This window comes from Streptomyces sp. NBC_01237 (genome assembly GCF_035917275.1).
Taxonomy (GTDB): Bacteria; Actinomycetota; Actinomycetes; order Streptomycetales; family Streptomycetaceae; genus Streptomyces.
In genome coordinates, this window is the sequence record NZ_CP108508.1 from 1,354,330 (window position 1) to 1,378,296 (window position 23,967).

Genomic DNA, 23,967 nt, shown 5'->3' on the forward strand with positions numbered 1-23,967 from the left:
GGTGCACCGCCCTCACATCAGTTGCCCGCGCTGTCCACGATCGCCGACCACTCGTCGAGCAGGGCCTGCGCCGAGGCGTCGTCGGGCCCTTCGGCCCACAGATGCGTGACGGCCTCCGCCCGGTCGGGCAGCACCATCACCCACCGTCCGTCCGCCTCGACCACCCGGACCCCGTCCGTGGTGTCCACGCTGCGGTCGCCCGCGGCCTCGACCACACGCCGCATGACGAGCCCCTTGACCGCCCAGGGCGTCGCCAGGTCGCGTCGCAGCACATGGGCGCGCGGGATGCGGGCATCGATCTGGCTGAGCGTGAGCTGCGTACGCGCGACGAGTCCGATGAGCCGCACGAAAGCGGCGGCGCCGTCGAAGACGCTGCTGAATTCGGGAACGATGAAGCCGCCGCGCCCGTCTCCTCCGAAGATGGTGGTCTCCTCGCGGCCCACCCTGGTCAGGTCGTCGGGCGAGGTGGTCGTCCACTCCACCTGTGTGCCGTGGTACGCCGCCACCTGCTCGGCGACACGTGTGGTCGTCACGGGCAGGGCCACCCGCCCGCTGCGCCGCTCGGCGGCCACCAGATCGAGCATCACGAGCAGGGCCCGGTCGTCCTCGATGATCCGGCCACGCTCGTCGACCAGCGACAGACGCTCGCCCACGGGGTCGAACCGCACCCCGAACGCGGCCCGCGCCGAGGACACGATCTCGCCGAGCCGCACGAGCCCGGCCCGCCGGGTCTCGGCCGACTCGGTGGGCCGCGACTCGTCGAGCCCCGGGTTGATGGTCAGCGCGTCCACACCGAGCCGCCCGAGCAGGCTGGGCAGAACGAGCCCGGCACTGCCGTTGGAGGCATCGACGACGACCTTGAGCGCCGCCTCGGCGATACCGGTGGTGTCGACGTTACGGAGCAGGGAACCGGTGTACGAGTCGAAGACGCTGGACGGGAAGTACAGGTCCCCGATCTCACCGGGGAAGGCCCTGCGGTATTCCTGGCGGGCATAGACGCGGTCCAGCTTGCGCTGTCGCGCCTGGGAGAGATCGGCGCCCCGTTCGTCGAAGAACATGATGTCCACCGAGTCGGGCACTCCGGGGGACGTACGAATCATGATGCCGCCCGCGCTGCCCCGTGCCGTCTGCTGGCGGGCCACGGGCAGCGGCACGTTCTCCAGGTCCCTGACGTCGATGGCACTGGCCTGGAGAGCGGAGATGACCGCCCGCTTCAGCGCACGGGCACCACGCGAGTGGTCACGCGCCGTGGTGACCGTCGAGCCCTTCTTCAGCGTCGTGGCATAGGCACCTGCCAGCCGCACCGCCAGTTCGGGGGTGATCTCGACGTTCAGGATCCCGGAGACGCCACGGGCGCCGAACAGATGTGCCTGCCCGCGGGACTCCCAGATCACGGAGGTGTTGACGAAGGCGCCGGCCTCGATGGTCTTGAACGGGTACACCCGCACATTGCCCTGAATGATCGATTCCTCACCGACCAGACATTCGTCGCCGATGACGGCGCCGTCCTCGATGCGGGCCGCCCGCATGATGTCGGTGTTCTTTCCGATCACACAGCCGCGCAGGTTGCTGTGCTGCCCGATGTACACGTTGTCGTGTACCACCGCCCTGTGCAGGAACGCCCCCGTCTTCACGACGACGTTCGACCCGATGACCGTGTGCTCGCGGATTTCGACATCCGCCTCGATCTTGGCGTAGTCACCGATGTAGAGCGGCCCGCGCAGCACGGCGTCCGGGTGGACCTCCGCGCCCTCGGCCACCCATACGCCGGGCGAGATCTCGAAGCCGTCGATCTCGACGTCGACCTTGCGCTCCAGCACATCGGCCTGGGCCTTCACATAGCTCTCGTGGGTGCCCACGTCTTCCCAGTAGCCCTCGGCGATATAGCCGTAGATCGGCTTGCCTTCCTTCATGAGCTGGGGGAAGACATCACCCGACCAGTCCACGGAGGTGTCGGCCTGGACGTAGTCGAAGACCTCGGGCTCCATGACATAGATGCCCGTATTGACGGTGTCCGAGAAGACCTGGCCCCAGGTGGGCTTCTCCAGGAAACGCTCGACCTGTCCGTTCTCGTCCACGATCGTGATCCCGAATTCCAGTGGATTGGGGACCCTCGTCAGGCAGACCGTGACCAGCCCGCCCTTCGCTTTGTGGAAGGCGATGAGGTCGGTCAGGTCGAAGTCCGTGAGTGCGTCACCGGAAATGACGAGGAACGTATCGTCCTTGAGCGCTTCCTCGGCATTCTTCACGCTCCCTGCGGTGCCGAGTGGCTTCTCCTCGTTGGCATAGGTGAGCTCCATCCCGAGTTCTTCGCCGTCGCCGAAATAGTTCTTGACGAGAGAGGCGAGGAACTGGACGGTTACGACTGTCTCATTGAGCCCATGCCGCTTGAGCAGCCGCAGCACATGCTCCATGATCGGCCGATTGGCCACGGGCAACAACGGCTTGGGCATGCTTGAGGTCATGGGGCGAAGGCGCGTGCCTTCTCCACCAGCCATCACGACGGCCTTCATGTCGGAAACGTCCTCCTAGAAGAGACGACGGCTAGCCGACTATGCCCGTCGGGGCAGGTTGCAAGAGATCAACCGCGGGTCGGCCACACTGCGCGACACCGCATCAACGAGCTCAATCGGCTACTGCATCCGCCTTGACGAGCCGGCGGACCTGAACCACATAGAGGATCCCTGCCCACCAATAGAGAGTTGTACCCCATCCTGCGAACGCCCATCCGAAAATGGCGGCCAGCGTTGCCAGCCAACCACTTCCATCGCTGAGCAGCAACAAGGGGAACGCGTACATCAGGTTGAACGTTGCAGCTTTCCCGAGGAAGTTCACCTGCGGCGGCGGATAGCCATGGCGACGCAGGATTCCCACCATCACCAGCAACATCAGCTCTCGGGCCAGAAGTGCGGCCGTGAGCCAAAGCGGCAGGATCTCCCGCCAGGTGAGCCCGACAAGAGTCGAAAGGATGTAGAGGCGGTCAGCAGCCGGGTCCAGGAGCCGCCCGAGGCTGCTGATCTGGTTCCACCGGCGCGCGAGCTTGCCGTCGAGATAGTCGCTGATGCCGCTGAACATCAGCACCAACAGCGCCCAGCCGTCACTGGTCGGCCCACCGAACACGGGGCGGAGAATCAGCCACAGGAAGAGCGGTACGCCGACCAGGCGAGCCATGCTGAGGATGTTGGGGATGGTGAGGACCCGGTCCGTCTGAACCCGAGTCTCCTGGACCTCCACCCGGGGGCCTCCTGTGAAGAACGTGCCAATGATGCCCCCTGACCCTACCCTCAGCGACCGCCGACGGATGCACAGGGGTACGAGAGCACCGGCGAAAGGCCGGTGAACGCAGAAAAGCCCCGTGCCACAAGGCACGGGGCTTTCCCGGAAAAATTGTTCGGCGGCGTCCTACTCTCCCACAGGGTCCCCCCTGCAGTACCATCGGCGCTGAAAGGCTTAGCTTCCGGGTTCGGAATGTAACCGGGCGTTTCCCTAACGCAATGACCACCGAAACACTATGAAATTAACCAACACCGGAACACAACACGGCCGTTCGTTATTTCAGAACTAACACAGTGGACGCGAGCAACTGAGGACAAGCCCTCGGCCTATTAGTACCAGTCAGCTCCACCCGTTACCGGGCTTCCACATCTGGCCTATCAACCCAGTCGTCTACTGGGAGCCTTAACCCTTCAAGAGGGTGGGAATACTCATCTCGAAGCAGGCTTCCCGCTTAGATGCTTTCAGCGGTTATCCTTTCCGAACGTAGCCAACCAGCCATGCCCTTGGCAGGACAACTGGCACACCAGAGGTTCGTCCGTCCCGGTCCTCTCGTACTAGGGACAGCCCTTCTCAATATTCCTACGCGCACAGCGGATAGGGACCGAACTGTCTCACGACGTTCTAAACCCAGCTCGCGTACCGCTTTAATGGGCGAACAGCCCAACCCTTGGGACCGACTCCAGCCCCAGGATGCGACGAGCCGACATCGAGGTGCCAAACCATCCCGTCGATATGGACTCTTGGGGAAGATCAGCCTGTTATCCCCGGGGTACCTTTTATCCGTTGAGCGACAGCGCTTCCACAAGCCACTGCCGGATCACTAGTCCCGACTTTCGTCCCTGCTCGACCCGTCGGTCTCACAGTCAAGCTCCCTTGTGCACTTACACTCAACACCTGATTGCCAACCAGGCTGAGGGAACCTTTGGGCGCCTCCGTTACTCTTTAGGAGGCAACCGCCCCAGTTAAACTACCCATCAGACACTGTCCCTGATCCGGATCACGGACCCAGGTTAGACATCCAGCACGACCAGAGTGGTATTTCAACGACGACTCCACAACCACTGGCGTGGCCGCTTCAAAGTCTCCCACCTATCCTACACAAGCCGAACCGAACACCAATATCAAACTATAGTAAAGGTCCCGGGGTCTTTCCGTCCTGCTGCGCGAAACGAGCATCTTTACTCGTAGTGCAATTTCACCGGGCCTATGGTTGAGACAGTCGAGAAGTCGTTACGCCATTCGTGCAGGTCGGAACTTACCCGACAAGGAATTTCGCTACCTTAGGATGGTTATAGTTACCACCGCCGTTTACTGGCGCTTAAGTTCTCAGCTTCGCACACCCGAAAGTGCACTAACCGGTCCCCTTAACGTTCCAGCACCGGGCAGGCGTCAGTCCGTATACATCGCCTTACGGCTTCGCACGGACCTGTGTTTTTAGTAAACAGTCGCTTCTCGCTGGTCTCTGCGGCCACCCCCAGCTCACCGAGTAAATCGGATCACCAGTGATGGCCCCCCTTCTCCCGAAGTTACGGGGGCATTTTGCCGAGTTCCTTAACCATAGTTCACCCGAACGCCTCGGTATTCTCTACCTGACCACCTGAGTCGGTTTAGGGTACGGGCCGCCATGAAACTCGCTAGAGGCTTTTCTCGACAGCATAGGATCATCCACTTCACCACAATCGGCTCGGCATCAGGTCTCACCCTTATATGTGTGACGGATTTACCTACCACACGGGCTACACCCTTACCCCGGGACTACCACCGCCCGGGCTGGACTACCTTCCTGCGTCACCCCATCGCTTACCTACTACAAGTCTGGTTCATCGGCTCCACCACTACCCTCAACTCCGAAGAGATCGGGCCGGCTTCACGGACTTAGCATCGCCTGATTCAGTACTGGGCGTTTCAAAGCGGGTACCGGAATATCAACCGGTTGTCCATCGACTACGCCTGTCGGCCTCGCCTTAGGTCCCGACTTACCCTGGGCAGATCAGCTTGACCCAGGAACCCTTAGTCAATCGGCGCACACGTTTCTCACGTGTGTATCGCTACTCATGCCTGCATTCTCACTCGTGAACCGTCCACAACTCGCTTCCGCGGCTGCTTCACCCGGCACACGACGCTCCCCTACCCATCCCAGCCCCCGTTGGGGGTATGTGCTGGAATGACACGACTTCGGCGGTACGCTTGAGCCCCGCTACATTGTCGGCGCGGAATCACTTGACCAGTGAGCTATTACGCACTCTTTCAAGGGTGGCTGCTTCTAAGCCAACCTCCTGGTTGTCTCTGCGACTCCACATCCTTTCCCACTTAGCGTACGCTTAGGGGCCTTAGTCGATGCTCTGGGCTGTTTCCCTCTCGACCATGGAGCTTATCCCCCACAGTCTCACTGCCGCGCTCTCACTTACCGGCATTCGGAGTTTGGCTAAGGTCAGTAACCCGGTAGGGCCCATCGCCTATCCAGTGCTCTACCTCCGGCAAGAAACACACGACGCTGCACCTAAATGCATTTCGGGGAGAACCAGCTATCACGGAGTTTGATTGGCCTTTCACCCCTAACCACAGGTCATCCCCCAGGTTTTCAACCCTGGTGGGTTCGGTCCTCCACGAAGTCTTACCTCCGCTTCAACCTGCCCATGGCTAGATCACTCCGCTTCGGGTCTTGAGCGCGCTACTAAATCGCCCTGTTCGGACTCGCTTTCGCTACGGCTTCCCCACACGGGTTAACCTCGCAACACACCGCAAACTCGCAGGCTCATTCTTCAAAAGGCACGCAGTCACGACTGACAGCACAAGTGCTGCCAGCGACGCTCCCACGGCTTGTAGGCACACGGTTTCAGGTACTATTTCACTCCGCTCCCGCGGTACTTTTCACCATTCCCTCACGGTACTATCCGCTATCGGTCACCAGGGAATATTTAGGCTTAGCGGGTGGTCCCGCCAGATTCACACGGGATTTCTCGGGCCCCGTGCTACTTGGGTGTCTCTCAAACGAGCCGTTAATGTTTCAGCTACGGGGGTCTTACCCTCTACGCCGGACCTTTCGCATGTCCTTCGCCTACATCAACGGTTTCTGACTCGTCTCACAGCCGGCAGACTATGAAAGAGAGATCCCACAACCCCGCATGCGCAACCCCTGCCGGGTATCACACGCATACGGTTTGGCCTCATCCAGTTTCGCTCGCCACTACTCCCGGAATCACGGTTGTTTTCTCTTCCTGAGGGTACTGAGATGTTTCACTTCCCCTCGTTCCCTCCACACTGCCTATGTGTTCAGCAGCGGGTGACAGCCCATGACGGCTGCCGGGTTTCCCCATTCGGAAACCCCCGGATCAAAGCTTGGTTGACAGCTCCCCGGGGACTATCGTGGCCTCCCACGTCCTTCATCGGTTCCTGGTGCCAAGGCATCCACCGTGCGCCCTTAAAAACTTGGCCACAGATGCTCGCGTCCACTGTGCAGTTCTCAAACAACGACCAGCCACCCATCACCCCACCCTTACAGGTGAGTGCACTGGGGCCGGCAACCGAAGGACAGACTCAAACGAGTCCGTACCCTCAGATACCCAACAGCGTGCCCGACCCGACCGATCCCTCCCCACGTTCCACGCCGAAGCAGTACTAGTGAAAAACAACCTGTCGTGCCGAGTAGTCAACGTTCCACCCATGAGCAACCAGCACCGAACATTCGCCGGTGTACTGGCCTCTGACCAAACCGAAGCCTGGTAAGAAATGCTCCTTAGAAAGGAGGTGATCCAGCCGCACCTTCCGGTACGGCTACCTTGTTACGACTTCGTCCCAATCGCCAGTCCCACCTTCGACAGCTCCCTCCCACAAGGGGTTGGGCCACCGGCTTCGGGTGTTACCGACTTTCGTGACGTGACGGGCGGTGTGTACAAGGCCCGGGAACGTATTCACCGCAGCAATGCTGATCTGCGATTACTAGCAACTCCGACTTCATGGGGTCGAGTTGCAGACCCCAATCCGAACTGAGACCGGCTTTTTGAGATTCGCTCCGCCTCGCGGCATCGCAGCTCATTGTACCGGCCATTGTAGCACGTGTGCAGCCCAAGACATAAGGGGCATGATGACTTGACGTCGTCCCCACCTTCCTCCGAGTTGACCCCGGCAGTCTCCTGTGAGTCCCCATCACCCCGAAGGGCATGCTGGCAACACAGAACAAGGGTTGCGCTCGTTGCGGGACTTAACCCAACATCTCACGACACGAGCTGACGACAGCCATGCACCACCTGTATACCGACCACAAGGGGGGCACCATCTCTGATGCTTTCCGGTATATGTCAAGCCTTGGTAAGGTTCTTCGCGTTGCGTCGAATTAAGCCACATGCTCCGCTGCTTGTGCGGGCCCCCGTCAATTCCTTTGAGTTTTAGCCTTGCGGCCGTACTCCCCAGGCGGGGAACTTAATGCGTTAGCTGCGGCACCGACGACGTGGAATGTCGCCAACACCTAGTTCCCAACGTTTACGGCGTGGACTACCAGGGTATCTAATCCTGTTCGCTCCCCACGCTTTCGCTCCTCAGCGTCAGTAATGGCCCAGAGATCCGCCTTCGCCACCGGTGTTCCTCCTGATATCTGCGCATTTCACCGCTACACCAGGAATTCCGATCTCCCCTACCACACTCTAGCTAGCCCGTATCGAATGCAGACCCGGGGTTAAGCCCCGGGCTTTCACATCCGACGTGACAAGCCGCCTACGAGCTCTTTACGCCCAATAATTCCGGACAACGCTTGCGCCCTACGTATTACCGCGGCTGCTGGCACGTAGTTAGCCGGCGCTTCTTCTGCAGGTACCGTCACTCTCGCTTCTTCCCTGCTGAAAGAGGTTTACAACCCGAAGGCCGTCATCCCTCACGCGGCGTCGCTGCATCAGGCTTTCGCCCATTGTGCAATATTCCCCACTGCTGCCTCCCGTAGGAGTCTGGGCCGTGTCTCAGTCCCAGTGTGGCCGGTCGCCCTCTCAGGCCGGCTACCCGTCGTCGCCTTGGTAGGCCATTACCCCACCAACAAGCTGATAGGCCGCGGGCTCATCCTTCACCGCCGGAGCTTTTAACCCCCGCCCATGCAGGCAGGAGTGTTATCCGGTATTAGACCCCGTTTCCAGGGCTTGTCCCAGAGTGAAGGGCAGATTGCCCACGTGTTACTCACCCGTTCGCCACTAATCCACCCCGAAAGGCTTCATCGTTCGACTTGCATGTGTTAAGCACGCCGCCAGCGTTCGTCCTGAGCCAGGATCAAACTCTCCGTGAATGTTTTCCCGTAATCGGGACACACATCACGAGAGCGGAACGACCGGTCGGAATAAGACCAGTCGTTCACAGCGTCCTCGCTGTGTAATTGCCCACCGGAACCGTAAGGCCCGGCAGGACTTTCAAAGGAACCACCAACCTGCCGAAGCAGGCCGGGGTATCAACATATCTGGCGTTGACTTTTGGCACGCTGTTGAGTTCTCAAGGAACGGACGCTTCCTTCGGTCCCGTTTCACCGGGGCCCTCCGGGCGCTTCCCTTCGTGTTCTTGCGTTTCCGACTCTATCAGACTCTTTCGTGTCCGATTCCCGGTCGAAGCGGGCCGAGCAGTTTTCGCTTTCCAGTTCTTCGCTTTCGCGTTTCCCTTTCCGGCGAGTCCGACTCTATCAGCCCTTTTCCGTTTCCCTGACCAACCTCCTGCAGACATGCAGAAGCGCCAACCGGGGTTAGAGTCTGGGCTTAATAGTCGCCGCCGACCCCCGACTCAAAGTCGCGTTGGGGTCAGGCAGAAGTACGACAGTACAGGCCGCCGGGAGTCGAGGCAAATCGCTGCTGGTGCACCCCTAGGTCCGTCAACCGGTAGGTCTCGGGCGGAACCGGGACTTCATATGACTTACGCTGCTGAGCAGTACGCCGTCCCCCATCAGCCGCGGCGGCGACACCATGAATCTCCACCCCCTGGGAGGCTCCCCATGACCAACGTGACGTCCCCTCTTGCCGGACGCGCCATCGGACTCACCGCGGTTCCCGACCCGGTCTTCTCCGGCGCGATGGTGGGTCCCGGAACCGCCATCGACCCCGTGCGCGAGCCGTCCGAGGCCGTGTCGCCCGTCGACGGCATCGTTGTCTCCCTCCACCCCCATGCGTTCGTGGTCGTGGACGAGCAGGGACACGGTGTACTGACACACCTCGGGATCGACACCGTCCAGCTCAATGGCGAGGGCTTCGAGCTCCTCGTGAACAAGGGCGACACCGTGACGCGTGGCCAGAGCATCGTGCGCTGGGACCCGTCCGGCGTCGAAGCAGCCGGCAAGTCACCCATTTGTCCGATCGTGGCGCTCGAGGCCACGCCCGACTCCCTCTCCGACGTCCGCGAGGACGGCGACGTGAAGGTCGGCGACACGCTGTTCGGCTGGCAGTGACACCTGCGTCGCGATAACAGCCAGTTGGACATCCACCGCGGTGGCACGACCACCGCACAATCGGAGACGGGTGAAATGGAGACAACGCTGCGAGGCGTCGGCGTGAGCCACGGTGTGGCGATCGGCGAGGTTCGGCATATGGGTACGGCGGTGCTGGAGCCGCCCGCCAAACAGATTCCCGCCGAGGAGGCCGAGCGCGAACAGGGGCGCGCCCGGCAGGCTGTGGAGGCGGTGGCGGCCGACCTGATTGCCCGTGGCAATCTGGCCGGCGGTGAGGCTCAGCACGTGCTGGAGGCCCAGGCCATGATGGCGCAGGACCCCGAGCTGATGGCTGATGTCGAACGGCGTATCGCCGTCGGCAGCACCGCCGAGCGCGCGGTGTACGACGCGTTCGCCTCGTACCGGGCGCTGCTCGCCAATGCCGGCGAGTACCTGGCGGGGCGGGTGGCCGACCTCGACGACGTACGGAACCGGATCGTGGCCCGACTGCTCGGTGTGCCGATGCCCGGTGTCCCGGACAGTGATGAGCCGTACGTGCTGATCGCCCGGGACCTGGCTCCCGCCGACACCGCACTGCTGGACCCGACCCTGGTGCTCGGCTTCGTCACCGAGGAGGGTGGACCCACCAGCCACAGTGCGATTCTGGCGCGGGCGCTCGGCGTTCCGGCCGTGGTGGCCCTGCCCGGTGCCGGTGAGCTGGCCGAGGGCACGGTGATCGCGGTGGACGGCAGCACCGGCGAGATCTTCGTCGACCCGACCGATGAGAAGCGTGCCGAGATGGAGAGCGCCGCCGCCGCGCGCAAGGCGGCTCTGGCCGCTTCGAGCGGTCCCGGAGCCACCTCCGACGGGCACAAGGTGCCGCTGCTCGCCAACATCGGCGGTCCCGCCGATGTGCCGGCCGCCGTGGAGGCCGGGGCGGAGGGCGTCGGTCTGTTCCGCACGGAGTTCCTCTTCCTGGACGACAGCAAGCACGCGCCGTCCGAGGAGAAGCAGGTGGCCGCCTACCGTGCGGTCCTGGAGGCGTTCCCCGAGGGGCGCGTGGTCGTGCGGGTGCTGGACGCCGGCGCGGACAAGCCGCTGGACTTCCTCACTCCCGCCGATGAGCCGAACCCGGCGCTCGGTGTCCGCGGGCTGCGCAGCCTGCTGGACCACCCCGACGTGCTGCGTACTCAGCTGACCGCGCTGGCGAAGGCGGCCGAGGGGCTGCCGGTGTACCTGGAAGTCATGGCTCCGATGGTCGCCGACCGTATCGACGCCAAGGCGTTCGCGGACGCGTGCCGCGAGGCGGGGCTGCGGGCGAAGTTCGGCGCGATGGTGGAGATTCCGTCCGCCGCTCTGCGGGCACGCTCGATCCTTCAGGAGGTGGAGTTCCTGTCGCTGGGCACCAACGACCTGGCGCAGTACACCTTCGCCGCCGACCGTCAGGTGGGCGCGGTGTCCCGGCTCCAGGACCCGTGGCAGCCGGCGCTGCTGGATCTTGTCGCGCTGTCCGCCGATGCCGCGCGGGCCGAGGGCAAGAGCTGCGGTGTCTGCGGTGAGGCTGCCGCCGACCCGCTGCTCGCCTGTGTGCTGACCGGTCTGGGTGTCACCTCCCTCTCGATGGGTGCGGCGTCCATTCCTTATGTCCGCGCCACGCTGGCGAAGTACTCGCTCGCCCAGTGCGAGCGTGCGGCTTCCGCGGCACGTGCGGCGGACTCCGCCGAAGAGGCGCGGGTCGCCGCTCAGGCGGTGCTGTCGGGCGAGTAGGTCCGAACGGTCCGGTGGGACCGTGCGGTGGAGGGGCTTTCCGTCGGGTCGGCGGGAAGCCCCTCTTTCCGTTGCCCTCCCTGCGTTCCGCTCTGTCCGTCGGCTCTGTCAGTGGTGCGGTTCCGGTTCGTCGGCGCCGATGTCGAAGCCCGCGCAGTAGTCCACATCGGGTTCCGGGGAGACCGGCTCACCGGTGTCCGCGTCGGTGCAGTAGGCGGTGAAGACCTCGCCCGCGCTGAGCGGGACGAGGCTGCCGCGGGTCAGCCGCCAGCCGTGGACCCGGTCCGGGGCGCCGGGAGTGCTCGTACGCAGCACCACTCCCCCGCGGGATTCCAGCGCGACGGCCACCGCGAGCACGGTGGCGAACTCCGCTCCTTCCGGGGTTGCGAGTCGGGCCGGGTCCTGGGTGTCCCGTTCCGTGTGGAGGACGGCGAGCAGTTGCTCGCTTTCCGTGGGGGTGCTGCAGACGAGGTGGTGTGTGCCCGGCCCCGCGGTGTCCAGCAGCCGCATCAGCAGGTGCGAGGCCCGGTCGAAGGCTGCGCGGCCGATGTCCTGGCCGCAGTCGGCGCATTCGCCGAGGTCGGCCAGGACGAGCGTGGCATATTCCCAGGTGGCCCGGCGGACCGCTCGGGAGACCAGGAGGGGGATGAGGTCGTCGATGGGCTGTCCGCTGTAGCGCACGGTGGCGCCCGCCGCCGCGACCTCGGCGGTGAAGCGGCTGCGGCTGGTCCGGGCATCGGGGTCGAGGCCGGACTCCGTACAGAATTCCGTGTAGTCCTCGGGGTCGAAGAGGGCCACGGTGGTGTGCATGCCCTGTGCGACGAAGGTCTTGAGCAGGCCCTCCACCTGCTTGAGGTAGACCGAATGGTCCTCGAAGGCGAAGGTGCGGTAGCGCCGCATGGCCGCGAAGTCCTGCTCGTCGACCAGGAGGCCGACGATGCTGGGTGCTTCGCGGCGCAGCGTGCGTCGCATGGATGTGCCGTACTTCGTGTGCGCCATGTGTCCCCCTGTGCGCTGTGCGTCGTTGCTCACTCAGCGTAACCAGGGGGTCTGACAACGGGCCGTCAGCGGCGGGTGCGGGCCAGGTCCGCGTAGAACTGGAGGAGTTCGAGGTTGTCCACGGAGCCCGGGTTGACCGCCTTGGCCAGGGCCGTCCCCTGGAGCAGGCGCTTGACCGGGACTTCGATGCGCTTGCCGGTGAGGGTGTGCGGGATGCCGGGCACCTCGATGACCTCGTCCGGTACGTGGCGCGGGGAGAGGTTCTCGCGGATCGTCCGCTTGATGCTGTCGCGCAGGTCGTCGTCGAGGGTGGCGCCGTCGGCGAGGTGGACGAAGAGCGGCATCCAGTAGCCGCCGTCGGGCTCTTCGAGGCCGATGACGAGGGACTCGCGGATCTCGGGGAGCCGCTCGACGGCTTCGTAGATGTCGGCCGATCCCATCCGTACGCCCTGGCGGTTGAGGGTGGAGTCGGAGCGGCCGTGGATGATCACCGAGCCCCGGTCGGTGAGGGTGATCCAGTCCCCGTGTCGCCAGACGCCGGGGTACATGTCGAAGTAACTGTCGTGGTACCGGCTGCCGTCGGGGTCGTTCCAGAAGTGGACCGGCATGGAGGGCATGGGCTTGGCGACGACGAGTTCGCCGACCTCGCCGATGAGCGGCTTGCCCGCCGGGTCCCATGCCTGGAGGTCCGTGCCCAGACAGGGTGCCTGGAGCTCACCGATGTGTACGGGGAGGGTGGGGACCGCTCCGGCGAAGCAGCTGCAGACATCGGTGCCACCGCTGACCGAGGCGATCCACAGGTCGTCGGCCACCTCGTCGTGCAGCCAGCGGAATCCGTCGGGCGGGAGCGGGGAGCCGGTGGTGGCCACGCACTGGACGCGGGAGAGGTCGTGGTCCCGGCCCGGGTGGATGCCTGCCTTGCGGCAGGCCATGACATAGGCGGCGGAGGTCCCGAAGAGGGTGGCTCCGGTCTGTTCGGCGACGCGCCACTGCGCGCTGACGTCGGGATAGCCGGGGCTGCCGTCGTACAGCACGACGGTGGTGCCGGTGAGCAGGCCGGAGACGAGGAAGTTCCACATCATCCAGCCGGTGGAGGTGTACCAGAAGAAGCGGTCCTCGGGTCCGAGGTCGCAGTGCAGGCCGATCTGCTTGAAGTGTTCGAGCAGGATGCCGCCCTGGGACTGGACGATGGCCTTGGGCAGGCCGGTGGTGCCGGAGGAGTAGAGGACCCACAGCGGGTGGTCGAAGGGGACCTGCTCGAAGACCGGCTCGGTGTCAGCGGCGGTGAGGGCGGACCATTCGAGGGCGCCTTCGGGCGCGGCGGTGCCGAGCAGCGGGATGTGGACGACGGCGCGCAGGGTGGGGAGTTCGGCGCGCAGTTCGGCGACGGTCCCGGTCCGGTCGTGTTCCTTGCCGCCGTAGCGGTAGCCGTCGACGGTGAACAGGACGACGGGTTCGACCTGCTGGAAGCGGTCGAGGACGCTGCGGGCGCCGAAGTCGGGGGCGCAGGACGTCCAGACCCCGCCGACGGCGGCGGTGGCGAGGAAGGCGACGACCGCCTGCGGAATGTTGGGGAGGTAGCCGCTGACCCGGTCGCCCGGGGTGACGCCGAGGGCGCGGAGTTCGGCGGCGAGCGAGCCGACCTGGCGGCGGATCCCGGACCAGCTGACCGGGATCTGGGTGTGGGTCTCGTCCACGTACAGGAGCGCCGGGGCGTCGGCACGGGAGGCGTCCTCGGCGGTGCGCAGCGCGTGCTCGGCGTAGTTGAGGGTGGCGCCGGGGAACCAGGTGACGCCGGGCATGGTTTGGTCGCCGATGACGCTGTCGTACGGGGTGGAGAAGCGTACGTCGAACCAGTCGGCGACGGCCTTCCAGAAGGTGTCGAGTTCGTCGACGGACCAGCGGTGCAGCGCCGCGTAGCCGCCCTCGGCCGGGGCGCCGTAGCGTTCGGCGGCCCAGCTCTGGAAGCGGGTGACGGCGGCGGCCGCGATGCGGTCGGGGCCTGGCTGCCAGAGGGGGGCTTCGTTCGCGGCTGAGGTCATGGGTCGGCTCCCTGGCTGTACGGGTACGCGGGGTGGGCGTCTCCGCGCACGTGCTGGGGTGTGCGCGTGAGCGGCTGCTACGGACGATGCCATGTGATCGTCCCGTGCACCAGGGTTGCCCGCCCATGGCCGCTTGTCCGGCTATGTGCTCCGGCCATGCGCTCGGGCTGTGCGCTCCGGCCATGGTGAACGGAAGTTGAACGGAGCGTGCTTCGGGGTGACCGGGTGGCAGGGTGATCCGCATGGACGGTCGTGACCTGGTGCGCTCGGTGAAATTGCTCGGTTCGGTGCGGGGGCTGCGCACGGTGCGCTCGGCCTGGCGGCGTCGGCGTTCGGATACGCGGACGCTGCCGGCGCGGGGTACGGAGCGGGCCAGGGTGCCGGGGCCGGTCCTGGGGGCGGACCCGGAGCCGGGCGGGGGCGTGGTGCGGTTTGCCCGTTCGGAGCTGCGCATCCGGGTGGCGGTGGGCGGTGCGGTGTTCTGGTCCTGGGACGGTGCCGAGCCGCTGCCGTCGTACGCCCTGCCGGGTCCGGCGCCCGAGGCGGACCCGCGGGCGGAGCTGGAGCCGGACAAGGACGGTGGCTGGCAGGTCGTGTCCGAGCGGCTGACGGTGGCGGTGTCGCGCAACGGGGCGGTGGAGCTGCGGACGCCGGGCGGTGTGGTGCTGCGGCGGGAGTCGCCGCCGCGTTGGTGGGAACCGGTGGACGGGGGGCCGGCGCGGTGGGTGCAGCGGTCCGAGGTTCCGGCGGACGCGCGGTTCTTCGGGCTCGGCGGGCGGGCGTCGGGGCCGCGGCTGCGCGACGGGGTGTACGGACTGTGGAACACCGACCCCGGCGGTCGCTTCGGCCCCGGTGACGATCCGTTGTATCTGACGATGCCGGTGCAGGTGGTGGTCTCGGACGCGGGGACTCATCTGGCCTTCCACGACAATTCCTGGGCCGGGCGGGTGACGCTCCGGGAGGGGGAGGTGGGGGCGGGTTCCGGGCATGACCGGCCGGGGACCTGTGAGGTGCGGATGGACGGGGGGCCGCTGCGCTGCTGGGTGGTCGCCGGTACGCCGGCCCGGGTGCTGCAGGGCTGGACGGCTCTGACGGGTGCGCCGGCGCTGCCGCCGTCGTGGGCGCTGGGGCCGCAGCACGCCCGCTGGGGGTTCGGCAGCGAGCGGGAGGTGCGGCGGGTCGTGGCCGGGTACCGGGAGCGTGGGCTGCCCCTGTCCGTACTCCATCTGGACATCGATCACTACGACGCGCACCAGGTGTTCACGGTCGACCGTGGGCGGTTTCCCGATCTGCCCGCTCTGGCCGAGGAGTTGCGTGCGGACGGGGTCCGGCTGGTGTCGATCGTGGATCCCGCGGTGAAGGCGGAGCCGGGCGTGCCGGTGTTCGACAGCGGTGCGGCGGTCGGGGAGGGTGGTGCGTTCGTCCGGGATGCCCAGGGGCGGGTGGTGATCGGGGAAGTGTGGCCGGGGGCCTGCGGATATCCGGACTTCACTGATCCGCTTGTGCGGGATTGGTGGGGGTCTCTGTACGAGGAACGGCTGGCCCAGGGGTTCTCCGGCGTGTGGCACGACATGAACGAGCCGGTGTCCTTCACGGCCTTCGGGGACCCGACGCTGCCGCGCTCGGCCAGGCACTGTCTGGAGGGACGTGGCGGCGATCACCGCGAGGCCCACAATGTGTACGGGCTCGCGATGGCGCGTGCCGGGTACGAGGGGCTGCTCCGGCTGCGGCCGGACGAGCGGCCGTTCCTGTTCTCGCGGTCCGGGTGGGCCGGGATGCAGCGGTACGGAGGCACCTGGTCCGGTGACGTGGCGACGGGGTGGCCGGGGCTGCGGGCGTCGCTCGCTCTCGTGCTGGGTCTCGGGCTGTGCGGGGTGCCGTACTCCGGGCCGGACGTGGGCGGGTTCGACGGGTCTCCCTCGCCCGAGCTGTATCTGCGGTGGTTCCAGCTGGGCGCCTATCTGCCGTTGTTCCGTACCCATGCGGCGATCGACGCGGGGCGCAGGGAGCCGTGGGAGTTCGGGCCCGAGGTGCTGGAGCACGCGAGGGCGGCGCTGACGGAACGGGAGCGGCTGCATCCGTATTTCGTGACGCTGGCGCAGCTGGCCCGGCTCACGGGGGCCCCGTATGTGCGCCCGTTGTGGTGGGGCGCGCCCGGGGACCGGGCGCTTCGGGAGTGCGAGGACGCGTTCTTGCTGGGTGACGCGTTGCTGGTGGCGCCGGTCCTGGAGCGGGGGGCGGAGCGGCGGGCGGTGCGGCTGCCGCGCGGGCGGTGGTACGACACGGCGACCGGGGTGGCGTACGAGGGGCCGGGACAGATCCTGGTGGACGCGCCGCTCTCGCGTACTCCGGTGCTGGCGCGGGCCGGTGCGGTGATTCCGGTGCGGGGTGCGGACGGCGGGACGGAGCTGGAGGTGTGGGCTCCGCCGCCGGGGCTCGGTGGGGGTGGCCTGGTCGTGCGGGACGCGGGTGACGGGTGGGAGCCGGCGGAGGTCGAGCGGTACACGTCACGGCTGGTGGACGGGCGCGTGGTGGTCGAGCGGGACGGCGGGGAGAGCGGGGTGACCTGTCCTGTGCGGGTACGGGGGATCCGGCCCTCGGGTCAGGTGTAGCGGCCCGCGAACCAGGCGCGTACCGCCTCGGTGTGCAGGGGAAAGGCCAGCTTCCGCGGGCCGCGCAGGATGTCGTAGCCGGATGTCTCGTCGGTGGGCACGGACGGCGGCAGCTCTGCGCCGGGGCGTCGCGGGAGCAGTCCGAAGACGAGGAGGTGGCCTTCCGGGTCGCTGAGGGCGTCGGCGAGGCGGACGTCCTCTTCGGCGGCCTCGATACCGGTCTCCTCGCGGAGTTCCCGTACGACCGCGTGCCGCCAGTCCTCGGCGTGGTCGATGAAGCCGCCGGGGAGCGCGACGCCGCCCCGCTGCGGTTCGATGGTGCGGGTGATGACGACGAGTCCGGTGCCCTGCCGGTCGGTGACGGGGAGCAGGGCCACGGCCACGGGCAACGGGTTGCGGTAGGCCGTGGTGCCGCACCGGGTGCAGGACCGGGGCCACGCATCGGCCGACCGCAGGGCGGAGTACGGGGCTCCGCAACTGCCGCAGTGGGAGTTCTTGCGGGGCGGGACGGGCTCTACGGCCTCGACCGGCCCGTTCCTGGGCGCAGACACGGGCGGACTGTATCCGATCGCTCTGTCGTGCGGGCCCCGGAACTGATAAACGATGTGCCCATGACAGGAATGCGAACCGTTGTCCGTGCCCTGGCGGCCGCCGCCGCCCTGCTCGCCGTGACCGCCGCCGCCCCGTCGGGCCACGCCGCACCCGAACCGAAGGCCCCCGGGGAGTTCGTCGCGTTGCGTTCCGTGGATCCGACGGTCATCCAGGAGATGCGCTACCCGACCGCACACACCTTCCTGGGCGAGCCCGTGGCCGGATACCGGCAGCCGGTCTGCATCCTGACCCGGCCGGCCGCGCGGGCGCTGCACGCGGCGCAGCGGCGGTTGCTGCGCCAGGGGTATTCGCTGAAGGTGTACGACTGCTACCGGCCGCAGCGGGCGGTGGATCACTTCGTGCGCTGGGCGAAGGACCTCGACGACCAGGCCATGAAGGCCGAGTTCTACCCGCGCGTGAACAAGTCCCGGCTGTTCGAGGACGGTTACATCGCGGAGAAGTCCGGCCACAGCCGGGGCAGTACGGTCGACCTGACCGTGGTCAGGCTGCCGACCCTGCCGACCAGGCCGTACCGGCCGGGCGAGACGCTCGCTCCCTGCTACGCGCCGAAGGGTGAACGCTTCCCGGACAGTTCGGTGGACATGGGGACGGGCTATGACTGTTTCGACACGTTGTCGCACACCGATGACCCGCGGGTCCAGGGGGTGCAGCGTGCCAACCGGCAGTTTCTGAAGAGGACGCTCACGGACCTCGGCTTCGTGAATCTGGCCGAGGAGTGGTGGCACTACACCTACCGGCCGGAGCTGTTCCCGGAGACGTACTTCGACTTCCCGGTGACCCGGCGGGCCGTCGCGGGGCACTGATCCCGGCCCGTCGGCGGGCGAGCGGAACGGGCGACCGGGACCACCCCCGTGGGCTCCGGCCGCCCGTTCTTCTTCTCGGACGCGGAACTGCCGTATCGGGTTGCCGTCCCAGCCATTACGGTGCCCGTATGTCACAGCAGACGTTCGATTCGTACGAGGAGTTCTGGCCCTACTACGTGGCGATGCACTCGCGGGCCGCGACCCGCTGGGTGCATCTGACCGGCACGCTGACCGGTCTCACGATCGCCGCCTACGGGCTGGCCCGGGGCCGGAAGCGGTATGCGGCGGCTCTGCCCCTGATCGGGTACGGCACGGCCTGGCCGGCGCACTTCTTCATCGAGAAGAACAACCCGGCCACGTTCGGGCATCCGGGGTGGTCACTGCGCGGCGATGCGCAGATGATCCGCATGATGCTGGCGGGGCGTGACCACGAGCTGGCGGAGACCGCGCAGAAGTGGCTCGCCGACCACCGCTGAGCGGCCGCGGGCTCACGGGGAGGACCGCGCGGCCTCCCGTCGGCAGCGGCCGCCCGGTTCCACCGGACCGACGGCACGCGGCCCGTACCCCCTGCCGGTCGGACGGGGGTACGGGCCGCGTGCTGTCCGGGTGTCAGGTGGTGGCGGGTTCCCTGGGCCGGCCGGCGCGGGCCAGGGCGTTCTCGACCACCGTGACGAGCACATCGCGTACGGAGGACCGGTCGCGTGCGTCGCACACGAGGACCGGCACCCCGGGGTCGAGGTCGAGCGCCGCCTGTACCGTCTCGGCGGGGAACCGGTCCGCTCCCTCGAACACGTTGACCGCCACGGTGAACGGGATCGCCCGGCGCTCGAAGTAGTCGACCGCCGCGAAGCAGTCCTCCAGTCGCCGGGTGTCCGCGAGGACGACGGCGCCCAGGGATCCCTGGGCCAGTTCGTCCCAGAGGAACCAGAACCGGTCCTGGCCCGGTGTACCGAAGAGGTACAGCACCAGGTCCTCGCGGAGCGTGATCCGTCCGAAGTCCATGGCCACCGTGGTGGTGGTCTTGCTCTCGACCCCCTCCAGGTCGTCCACGGGGCGGCCCGCCTCGCTGAGCCTCTCCTCCGTGCGCAGCGGTCTGATCTCGCTGACCGCACCCACCAATGTCGTCTTGCCCACTCCGAAGCCGCCCGCCACCAGGATTTTCAGGGTAACGGGCTCAACGGGCCGCCTTTTGCGGCTAGAGCGCCCGAAGGCCATTGATCACCTCGCGAAGAATGTTCACGTCCGGCAGCTCGGCCGGCGGAACGGGACGGGTTACGTGCACCAGTTCGTCCTCGACGAGATCGCCCACCAGCACCCGTACCACCCCTACCGGGAGGTCCAGGCCGGCGGAGAGCTCGGCGATCGACTGGGGCATGTCGCTGCACAGTTCGACGATCTCCACGTGTTCCGGGGAGAGCGTCTGGTCCCGGCCGGGGTCGTCGGCCGCGGGTTCGGGGACGACGACCGCGATCAGGTCGAGTCGGTGGCGGGACGCGCTGCTGGTACGCCCCCGGGTCATCGCGTACGGACGGACCACCGGTCCCGCGTCCGCGTCGTACCAACGTGAGGACGGGGGGCCGCCGGGGGCGTCCGGAGTGCCGGGGACGGTGCCGCGGGAGGAGTCAGCGCTCATGCCATCCACTCACCCTCCGGCGGACAGACCGCTCGTCCGTGGGGCGTTGGCCAGATGGGCCCCCACGCGTTTGACCATCAGCGTCATCTCGTACGCCACCTGGCCCACGTCGGAGTCGGCATCGGCGAGGACGGCGAGACAGCTGCCGTCGCCGGCGGCGGTGACGAAGAGGAACGCCTCGTCGAGTTCGACGACGGTCTGGCGTACCCGGCCGGCGTCGAAGTGCCGCCCCACGCCCTTGGCGAGGCTGTGGAAACCGGAGGCGACCGCGGCCAGATGCTCGCTGTCCTCCCTGGTCAGGTCCTGCGAGGTGCCGGTGGCGAGACCGTCACTGGAGAGCACGAGTGCTTTGCGGATACTGGCGACACGCTGCACGAGTTCGTCGAGCAGCCAGTTGAGTTCGCCGGACCCCTGACGTTCGGAGTTGTGTGCTGCGGCGTTCGGTGCGGTCATCGACCGTCCCCTCCCGGAGTGGTTCCTGGTGCTGTATCGCCGGGGCCGGTCACGTCCTCGGCGTTCTGCCGACGGCCGCGCTGCCAGCCTCGTTGGAGCGAAGCCATACGGTCGCGTACTTCGTCCGCGTCGCGCTCGATGTCGTCGGCGCTGTCCACGGGGTCCTGATGGGGAGACCGGTCGCCGGAATCACCACGGAGCTGGGGGGCGAGACTCGCCTGCCGGACCCGTTTCGGCAGACCGCCCACGGTGTCCGGGGCCGGCGGTTCCCCGGGGATCCGGAGCTCGTGGGGAGCCTCGGCCGCCTTGGGTGCGTACGGGCCCTCCGGTGCGCGGGAGGTGCCGGTGTGCGCGACCGGGCCGGTCGTCGTGCGGGACCGGCCACGGGACGATGTCCCGGACTCCTCGCCCATGGGCCGGGCGCGGCCCGCGTCGTCGACCCGGCGCCCCCGGTCGGTGACGAGCGTCGGCGGCTTGCGGCGGGGCAGCGGCACCGGGCCGGCCGGCCGCATGGGGCGGACGTCCGCCGTCGCGCCGCCGTGGTCGTGGGCCTGCTGGTGCTCGCGGTCGCCGTCACGGCGCAGATCCCTGGCGCGGAAGATGCCACCGCGTTCGCTCTCGGTGTCCTCCAGGTCGAGGACGCCGTCGAGGACGGGACCGAGCGCCGGGTCGAGGGACCGGTCGAGCGGGCCGTTCGCGAAGTCCAGCGGTCCGACGGGGCCTTCGAGTTCGATGGGGCCGTCGAGGACGGCCGGGTCGGTGAGACCGGTGGGGACGGGCGACAGGGACGTGGCTCTGCCGGTGCCGCCCGCCGCGCGGTCCTCGCTCTCCGGCATGCCGTCCCTCCTGGCCTTGTCGCTGCCCGGCGCGCCGTCCGCCGGGCGGCCGCCGATGATCGCCCGCTCGGCCCGGCGGTCGAGGCGGAATCCGGTGCCGTGGGTGTCGGGGGCTTCGGTCAGCAGGGCCGCCGGGATGAAGACGACCGCGGTCGTGCCTCCGTACGGCGACTTCTGGAGGGAGACCCGGACGTTCTGGCGCTGGGCGAGGCGGCTGACCACGAAGAGGCCGAGCCGGTCGGTGTCGGAGAGTTCGAAGTCTGGGGTCTCGGCGAGCCTCAGATTGGCGTCCAGCAGCACGTCCGGGGCCATGCCGAGGCCGCGGTCGTGGATTTCGAGGGTGAAGCCGTTGGAGACGCGTTCGCCGTGCACCTGGACCGCGGTGTGCGGCGGGGAGAACACGGTGGCGTTCTCCAGGAGTTCGGCGATCAGGTGGGTGAGGTCGGCGACGGCCGGGCCGCCGACGCCGATCCGCGGCAGCCGCCGGACCTCGATGCGCTCGTAGTCCTCCACCTCGGCGACCGCGGCCCGCACCACGTCCATCAGCTGGATGGGCTTGCGCCACTGCCGGGACGGGGCGGCCCCGGAAAGGATCACGAGACCTTCGGCGTGACGCCGCATGCGGGTGGTGAGGTGGTCGAGGCGGAACAGGTCGGCCAGCTCGTCGCTGTTCTCGGTGCGGCGTTCCATGGCGTCCAGGAGCGTCAGCTGGCGGTGCAGGAGCACCTGGTTGCGGCGGGCGAGGTTGACGAACACCTCGGAGACGCCGCGGCGCATGTCCGCCTGTTTGACGGCGGCCTCGACGGCGGCCCGCTGGAGGGTGTTGAGGGCCTGGCCGACCTGGCCGATCTCGTCCCGCTCGTACTGGAGGTGCGGTGCCTCGGTCTCGACGTCGACCTGTTCCCCGGCCGCGAGCCGGCGCATCACGCTCGGCAGCCGCACCCCGGACACCTCGTGGGCGTCCTTGCGGAGCCGGGACAGGTCGCGAATCAGCTCACGGCCGATGCGGACGGAGACGAAGACCGAGACGAGCAGGGCGAGGAAGCCGAGGACGCCCGCGACACCGGCCTGGATGAGGACCCGGTAGCCGGCCGGTTCGGCGCGGTCCTGGAAGCGGTTGGTCATCTCGGTGGAGTCGTTGGCCAGCCGGTCCAGTACGGGCGGGGCCACCTCCTGCCACCGCTCGGCGTCGACGGTGCCCGGCTCCTTCGCCGGACCGGCGTCGATCAGCGTGCTCTCCGCCGTGCGCAGCGGTTCGGTGTCGGGGCTGCCCCAGTACTGCTCGACGCGCCGGCGTTCCGACTCGGGCAGGAGCTCCAGGTTGGTCTCGTACAGCAGCTTCCGGTTGGCGACGAGGTCGGATATCGCGCGCAGGTCCGGGGCGGTGAGGCGGCCCGCGATCAGTCCGGAACCGATCAGCGCGTCCTCCCGGGACAGCATTTCACGGGCCCGGGAGATGCCGACCAGGGCGCGGACCTGCTTGTCCATCGACACGTTCTCCATGGTGTGGAGACCGTTCAGGAAGCGGTAGCAGGGATCGACGAGGCCGTTGTAGAAGTCCAGGGCCTGGGTGCGGCTGATGGTGCGTCTCTCGACCGAGTCGCGAAGGGCGTCGAGGCCGTCGACGGCGCTCAGGATCGAGTCCAGCTGGGTCTCGGCCGCGGGGCGCAGCGCGTCACGGATGTCCGTCTGCTGTGCGGTGTCCCTGACCTCCGCCACGACCCGGTCGGTGGCGGCGCGCTGGCGGCGCAGCAGGGGCAGGGCGTCGGAGGCGCGGGGGTCGGCGAGGAAGGCGAGGGTCTGGCGGCGTTCTCCCTGCACCGCGCGGACGGTCTCCTCCAGGGGGTGGCCCACCTTCTCCACGATGGCGCTCGCGTTCATCAGGTCGTTGGCCTGACGGCCGGTGAGGAAGGTGGCGAAGACCCAGAGGCCCGTGAGGGATACGAGCGGCACCAGGAGCAACGCCACGATCTTCCTGCGGATGGACTTCCCGCGAAAGCGCATGGCCTCCCCCAGATAGACCCCGCACCGCGGGGGTGGTGTTCCGTCGGTCCTGCTTCGACGTCCGCCGCTCGTGCGCCGACGTCCGTCGGTCGGCCTTGCGTCGGCGACCGTCGGTCCTGCGTCAATAAACGGCGCGAGCCTACTACTGACACACAGGCAACTCGAAGGCACGTCCGGATGATTTTTCAGCCGCCCCAAGGCGATTTGATCGTGAGTTGTCCTGGTATTCCCTGAGATGAAATTCGCGAAAGCGACAGAGGATGCGTGACAGAGCGCCGTATACCCGCGCGTGGCAGTTGGCTGGAATTTTTCGCTCCGTGACGATCCGGCCTTCCTGGGGGCTTTCCGCGGGAATCTTCGGGACTGTTCGTTCGTCCTTCTGTATGGGGGTAGATGGCACAGCGGGGCCTGCGCGGCACAACGGACTCGATCCGTCCGCGTAGAACGGGCGCAAGCCGGGCAGCCACCCTGAAGTCGGACAGTGGTGGGGAGTTGAAGGTCCTTGAACACGGACGAGCGCCGGAAGACCGGGAGACCGGCCGTCG

14 protein-coding genes and 3 rRNA genes are annotated in these 23,967 nt (G+C 67.1%); 5 read left to right on the forward strand and 12 right to left on the reverse strand.

Features of this window, described 5'->3' with window-relative positions; genetic code table 11:
• Positions 1-17: 17 nt before the first annotated feature.
• The 5 genes from OG251_RS06075 to OG251_RS06095 all read right to left on the reverse strand — a co-directional run bounded on the left by OG251_RS06075 (position 18) and on the right by OG251_RS06095 (position 8,542).
• The gene (locus OG251_RS06075) at positions 18-2,513 is read right to left on the reverse strand and encodes a mannose-1-phosphate guanyltransferase (protein ID WP_326676192.1); all 2,496 of its coding nucleotides are present in this window, start codon (positions 2,511-2,513) and stop codon (positions 18-20) included.
• Between the two features lie 112 nt (positions 2,514-2,625).
• The gene (locus tag OG251_RS06080) at positions 2,626-3,234 is read right to left on the reverse strand and encodes a CDP-alcohol phosphatidyltransferase family protein (RefSeq protein WP_326676193.1); all 609 of its coding nucleotides are present in this window, start codon (positions 3,232-3,234) and stop codon (positions 2,626-2,628) included.
• Between the two features lie 155 nt (positions 3,235-3,389).
• A 5S ribosomal RNA gene (gene rrf, locus OG251_RS06085) occupies positions 3,390-3,506 on the reverse strand.
• Positions 3,507-3,585: 79 nt separating this feature from the next.
• Positions 3,586-6,711 (reverse strand): 23S ribosomal RNA (locus OG251_RS06090).
• Positions 6,712-7,016: 305 nt separating this feature from the next.
• Positions 7,017-8,542: ribosomal RNA gene (locus tag OG251_RS06095) — 16S ribosomal RNA — on the reverse strand.
• Together the 16S, 23S and 5S rRNA genes form the textbook arrangement of a ribosomal RNA operon.
• A gap of 690 nt (positions 8,543-9,232) precedes the next feature.
• Here OG251_RS06095 and OG251_RS06100 point away from each other — a divergent pair.
• Both OG251_RS06100 and ptsP read left to right on the forward strand, forming a co-directional pair.
• On the forward strand, positions 9,233-9,682 hold the full coding sequence (locus tag OG251_RS06100; protein ID WP_073722483.1) for a PTS sugar transporter subunit IIA: 450 nt from the start codon (positions 9,233-9,235) through the stop codon (positions 9,680-9,682).
• A gap of 75 nt (positions 9,683-9,757) precedes the next feature.
• Entirely contained in the window at positions 9,758-11,428 is a 1,671-nt protein-coding gene (gene ptsP / locus OG251_RS06105) for a phosphoenolpyruvate--protein phosphotransferase (protein ID WP_326676194.1), read from the forward strand.
• A gap of 108 nt (positions 11,429-11,536) precedes the next feature.
• On the opposite strand, the gene OG251_RS06110 is transcribed toward ptsP, so the two are convergent.
• Together OG251_RS06110 and OG251_RS06115 are read right to left on the reverse strand one after the other, a co-directional pair.
• Positions 11,537-12,427: a hypothetical protein gene (locus OG251_RS06110; RefSeq protein ID WP_326676195.1), complete on the reverse strand. Its 891-nt coding sequence runs from the start codon at positions 12,425-12,427 to the stop codon at positions 11,537-11,539.
• A 65-nt stretch (positions 12,428-12,492) separates the two neighbouring features.
• Positions 12,493-14,469 (reverse strand): acetoacetate--CoA ligase, encoded by a 1,977-nt coding sequence (locus OG251_RS06115; protein WP_326676196.1) that lies wholly within the window; start codon positions 14,467-14,469, stop codon positions 12,493-12,495.
• 242 nt (positions 14,470-14,711) lie between these two features.
• On the opposite strand from OG251_RS06115, the gene OG251_RS06120 reads away from it, so the two are divergent.
• Positions 14,712-17,081, forward strand: a complete 2,370-nt coding sequence (locus tag OG251_RS06120; protein WP_326676197.1) for a glycoside hydrolase family 31 protein — start codon at positions 14,712-14,714, stop codon at positions 17,079-17,081.
• Here OG251_RS06120 and OG251_RS06125 read toward each other — a convergent pair.
• Positions 17,072-17,632 carry an NUDIX domain-containing protein gene (locus OG251_RS06125; RefSeq protein ID WP_326676198.1) on the reverse strand — a complete coding sequence of 187 codons (561 nt, stop codon included), beginning with the start codon at positions 17,630-17,632 and terminating at the stop codon, positions 17,072-17,074. The two genes, OG251_RS06120 and OG251_RS06125, sit on opposite strands and share 10 nt — an antisense overlap.
• 60 nt (positions 17,633-17,692) lie before the next feature.
• Here OG251_RS06125 and OG251_RS06130 point away from each other — a divergent pair, with 60 nt between their 5' ends.
• Entirely contained in the window at positions 17,693-18,496 is an 804-nt protein-coding gene (locus OG251_RS06130) for a M15 family metallopeptidase (protein WP_326676199.1), read from the forward strand.
• Positions 18,497-18,624: 128 nt separating this feature from the next.
• Positions 18,625-18,972 (forward strand): DUF962 domain-containing protein, encoded by a 348-nt coding sequence (locus tag OG251_RS06135; RefSeq protein WP_326676200.1) that lies wholly within the window; start codon positions 18,625-18,627, stop codon positions 18,970-18,972.
• Between the two features lie 133 nt (positions 18,973-19,105).
• Here OG251_RS06135 and OG251_RS06140 read toward each other — a convergent pair whose 3' ends face one another.
• From OG251_RS06140 to OG251_RS06155, 4 genes are read right to left on the reverse strand one after another with little or no spacing between them, the layout of a single operon-like run.
• Positions 19,106-19,711 carry a GTP-binding protein gene (locus OG251_RS06140; protein WP_326676201.1) on the reverse strand — a complete coding sequence of 202 codons (606 nt, stop codon included), beginning with the start codon at positions 19,709-19,711 and terminating at the stop codon, positions 19,106-19,108.
• The gene (locus OG251_RS06145) at positions 19,692-20,129 is read right to left on the reverse strand and encodes a DUF742 domain-containing protein (RefSeq protein WP_073722559.1); all 438 of its coding nucleotides are present in this window, start codon (positions 20,127-20,129) and stop codon (positions 19,692-19,694) included. The genes OG251_RS06140 and OG251_RS06145 overlap by 20 nt, the downstream gene beginning before the upstream one ends.
• A 9-nt stretch (positions 20,130-20,138) precedes the next feature.
• A complete protein-coding gene (locus OG251_RS06150) occupies positions 20,139-20,582 on the reverse strand; it encodes a roadblock/LC7 domain-containing protein (protein ID WP_073722499.1) in 444 nt (147 codons plus the stop codon).
• Positions 20,579-23,422, reverse strand: a complete 2,844-nt coding sequence (locus OG251_RS06155; protein WP_326676203.1) for a sensor histidine kinase — start codon at positions 23,420-23,422, stop codon at positions 20,579-20,581. The genes OG251_RS06150 and OG251_RS06155 overlap by 4 nt, the downstream gene beginning before the upstream one ends.
• Between the last annotated feature and the right edge of the window lie 545 nt (positions 23,423-23,967).

Coding starts and splice junctions, on each gene's coding strand:
- OG251_RS06075 (WP_326676192.1), bottom strand. CDS start 2,513: ATGAAGGCCGTCGTGATGGCTGGTGGAGAAGGCACGCGCCTTCGCCCC.
- OG251_RS06140 (WP_326676201.1), bottom strand. CDS start 19,711: ATGGCCTTCGGGCGCTCTAGCCGCAAAAGGCGGCCCGTTGAGCCCGTT.
- OG251_RS06115 (WP_326676196.1), bottom strand. CDS start 14,469: ATGACCTCAGCCGCGAACGAAGCCCCCCTCTGGCAGCCAGGCCCCGAC.
- OG251_RS06145 (WP_073722559.1), bottom strand. CDS start 20,129: ATGAGCGCTGACTCCTCCCGCGGCACCGTCCCCGGCACTCCGGACGCC.
- OG251_RS06110 (WP_326676195.1), bottom strand. CDS start 12,427: ATGGCGCACACGAAGTACGGCACATCCATGCGACGCACGCTGCGCCGC.
- ptsP (WP_326676194.1), top strand. CDS start 9,758: ATGGAGACAACGCTGCGAGGCGTCGGCGTGAGCCACGGTGTGGCGATC.
- OG251_RS06150 (WP_073722499.1), bottom strand. CDS start 20,582: ATGACCGCACCGAACGCCGCAGCACACAACTCCGAACGTCAGGGGTCC.
- OG251_RS06120 (WP_326676197.1), top strand. CDS start 14,712: ATGGACGGTCGTGACCTGGTGCGCTCGGTGAAATTGCTCGGTTCGGTG.
- OG251_RS06100 (WP_073722483.1), top strand. CDS start 9,233: ATGACCAACGTGACGTCCCCTCTTGCCGGACGCGCCATCGGACTCACC.
- OG251_RS06130 (WP_326676199.1), top strand. CDS start 17,693: ATGACAGGAATGCGAACCGTTGTCCGTGCCCTGGCGGCCGCCGCCGCC.
- OG251_RS06135 (WP_326676200.1), top strand. CDS start 18,625: ATGTCACAGCAGACGTTCGATTCGTACGAGGAGTTCTGGCCCTACTAC.
- OG251_RS06155 (WP_326676203.1), bottom strand. CDS start 23,422: ATGCGCTTTCGCGGGAAGTCCATCCGCAGGAAGATCGTGGCGTTGCTC.